The sequence below is a fragment of the Pyrobaculum sp. genome (genome assembly GCF_049971835.1).
Lineage (GTDB): Archaea > Thermoproteota > Thermoprotei > Thermoproteales > Thermoproteaceae > Pyrobaculum.
Genome location: NZ_JBMFKV010000244.1, coordinates 1 through 2,465, shown reverse-complemented (window position 1 = coordinate 2,465; position 2,465 = coordinate 1). Strand labels below are relative to the sequence as shown.

4 protein-coding genes and 1 pseudogene are annotated in these 2,465 nt (G+C 56.7%); 4 read left to right on the top strand and 1 reads right to left on the bottom strand.

Going from position 1 to position 2,465, the window contains the following annotated elements; all coding sequences use genetic code 11:
• From ACP5J3_RS13155 to ACP5J3_RS13145, 3 genes are all read left to right on the top strand, one after another.
• Window positions 1–345: hypothetical protein (locus tag ACP5J3_RS13155; protein WP_428496103.1), on the top strand; the 345-nt coding region annotated here is incomplete at its 5' end.
• A gap of 87 nt (window positions 346–432) precedes the next feature.
• The gene (locus ACP5J3_RS13150; protein WP_428496102.1) at window positions 433–1,344 is read left to right on the top strand and encodes an AAA family ATPase; all 912 of its coding nucleotides are present in this window, start codon (window positions 433–435) and stop codon (window positions 1,342–1,344) included.
• 36 nt (window positions 1,345–1,380) lie between these two features.
• The gene (locus ACP5J3_RS13145; protein ID WP_428496101.1) at window positions 1,381–1,779 is read left to right on the top strand and encodes a hypothetical protein; all 399 of its coding nucleotides are present in this window, start codon (window positions 1,381–1,383) and stop codon (window positions 1,777–1,779) included.
• A gap of 18 nt (window positions 1,780–1,797) precedes the next feature.
• On the opposite strand, the gene ACP5J3_RS13140 is transcribed toward ACP5J3_RS13145, so the two are convergent.
• The gene (locus ACP5J3_RS13140; RefSeq protein WP_428496100.1) at window positions 1,798–2,133 is read right to left on the bottom strand and encodes a hypothetical protein; all 336 of its coding nucleotides are present in this window, start codon (window positions 2,131–2,133) and stop codon (window positions 1,798–1,800) included.
• A gap of 139 nt (window positions 2,134–2,272) precedes the next feature.
• Between ACP5J3_RS13140 and ACP5J3_RS13135 the strand changes: the two are divergent.
• Window positions 2,273–2,465, top strand: a pseudogene (locus ACP5J3_RS13135) (hypothetical protein); the annotation flags it as partial.

The following is a 2,465-nucleotide window of genomic DNA, read 5'->3' as shown; positions in this document are numbered from 1 at the left end:
GTGGCACCGCCAAAATATATCGACGCTAGAGAGCTGTTCTGTATAATTAGCGAGAGGGGCGGCACTGCTGTTGTGTTCAACGATACCATGAGGCAGGCTCTAGAGATGTTGGCGAGGGAGATGAACGTCGATATTAAGTTCGTAAAAGAGGGCGAGGGGGTGCAGGTGAACCCGCTGACATTCCGCGGCACTGCCGCCTTCATATCGTTCCCGGGAACAGCTGGAAAGCTGTCTGCTGAGGAAATGGCTAGGCTGATCAAATTGGAAGGGGCGCGGATATACGTAGTAGAGGGAGAGACGTTGATGTTCAATAATATCGCAGACGCGCTAAAGGCGGTATCGTAGAGTGGGCTAGAAACAGTCTTCCTTTTTCTCCTCTTATCTCATTTCATGCGGTAGAAAAGCTTAAATACTACTGTTTTTGCGTCCTATATGGACCTGGTTGAGTGTCTCCGGTTGCTAGAGAGCAACGGCGTGGCCAGGAAGGAGGGGGACGTGTACGTGGTCTACTCTGTGGCCATAATGCCACACCACGGCGTCGACGTCACTAGGTGTTACAACGCGTTGAGGAGGGCCAAGGGGTGCGTGATGAAGGATCCCGGGAGGTCTAGCCGGCAGTACCCCGTCTACGTCGTAGACGTGCAGTGCCTGAGCCGCCTAGGGGGCGACAGGGGCGGGGCCGCAGTGGCTCCGGGGGAGCTTGTAGACTTGGCGAGGAGGAGGTTTGCAGAGTCGCCGTTTTCGAGGCTTCCGTCTGTCGCCTCGGCGTTCTCGGAAGTTGAGCAGTTGCTCAGAGCGGTGGAGGAGGGTGGCATTAGGGAGAGGGCCGTGCTGTTGCTGGGGCCTCCGGGGGGTGGCAAGTCTTTCATACTCTCCCTCTTCGACCACGCCGCCGCGCCCATCTTCTACGGCGCGACGACGACCCCCAAGGGGCTTGTCCAGTACCTGCACGACACGCCAGTGGCGCTCGTCCGCTTCGACGAGGTGGACAAGGCGCCGAAGGCCACTGTAGACGCCGTGCTCCACATAATCAGCGAGGGGCGCGTGGTCTTTGCAGACAGGCGCGGCCGCTTCGAGGCTAAGGTGACTGCTCCGCTACTCATGGCTGCCAACAGCTTCGAGCTCAAGAGGAGCGCCTCGTGGCAGGCGCTCCTCGACCGTTGCATAACAGTGCCAGTGGAGCAACCGAGCCCAGACGACGTGAGGCAGGCGCTCGCCAGCGAGCTACCGGGCGACGTCGTGGAGAAGATAATCGAGGCCAAGCTGTCGCTCAGGAGGATAGAGCTCGTGCTGTGGCTGTGGAGGGCGGGGCTGAAAGAGCTGGCGCTGAAACAGATCGCCTAGTTTTTAAGCCCTGCTCCATCTGCAGGTATGGAGAAGGTGTTGTGGGTGTCTAGGCACTACCCGCTTCCTTGCCAGGTCGAACAGCTCAGGCAGAAACTGGGCGATGTTGAGATCGAGCAGTTCGTAGGGTTCGTCCCGAACGCAGAATCCGTTGTGGAGCTCGCGAAGCGCGTCGGGGCTAAATACGTCCTGCCCGTGCTCCCGCTGTCCTTCGTGGCGAGGCTAGTAGAGCTCGCGAAGCAACACGGGCTTGTTATCTTGTGGGGAAAGATGAGGCTCGTGGCAACCACCACAGACGTCGAAGAGGCTTGGAGGATAGTCAAGCAGAACCCCAGGTGCCGCACCATGGTCCACTACGCCGACGCAGTTAGGGTGTACGAGGCAGAAGGCATAGAGAGGGTAGTAGAGGTTAGGGTCGTGACCGAGCCACTTTAGGAGGCCTACAGCAGATCTCTACACTACTATGAAGTCGCTACTCCCTACACCGAAGATACGTACTTTTACGAAACCTTTTCGCCACACCTGTTGGCGGTCTATTGTTACCTTTATGTTCTCATTCTTTTCGACGAAGTAGTGCGACCATGAAAGTTTAATAAAGGACGAACGCGCAACCTCAGCTACTAAAGACGTAACAGTATTGAGTTCGCGGTCGCGCGGAGAGGTGCGTGGAGTGAAGGATAGCCAAGTGACGAGCCAGGCCCCGAATATGGGGTTTACCAACACTGCAGATACGTTTATAGAGTCAAGCTTGTCTACGTAGTTCAATATACCGCTGTCCTCTCTCCTCATAGGCTACCCTGTGCCGTAAGGATAAAAATGCTTCTACCGTGTGGAGCGGTACACGTCGGCAACGCCGTACCTCCTGGCTAGGGCGGGAGGGAGGAAAGGAGGGGCAAAAAGCTTAAATACCTAGTGTTTTCTGCTAGACATGGAGCGCGTGGAAGCGCTCATAGAAAGCCTGCCCCCAGTGGTTGTAATCATAATCGCCGTAGTTTTAATCGCGGCTGTCCTCTACGGCCTGGCGTACCTGGCCACTTGGGTAGCCCCCTCCGCCATTAAATACGCCGACAGCTACAACAGAGTCCTGGTGCTGGAGGTGGAGTCTGGCAAAGTCCTTTACG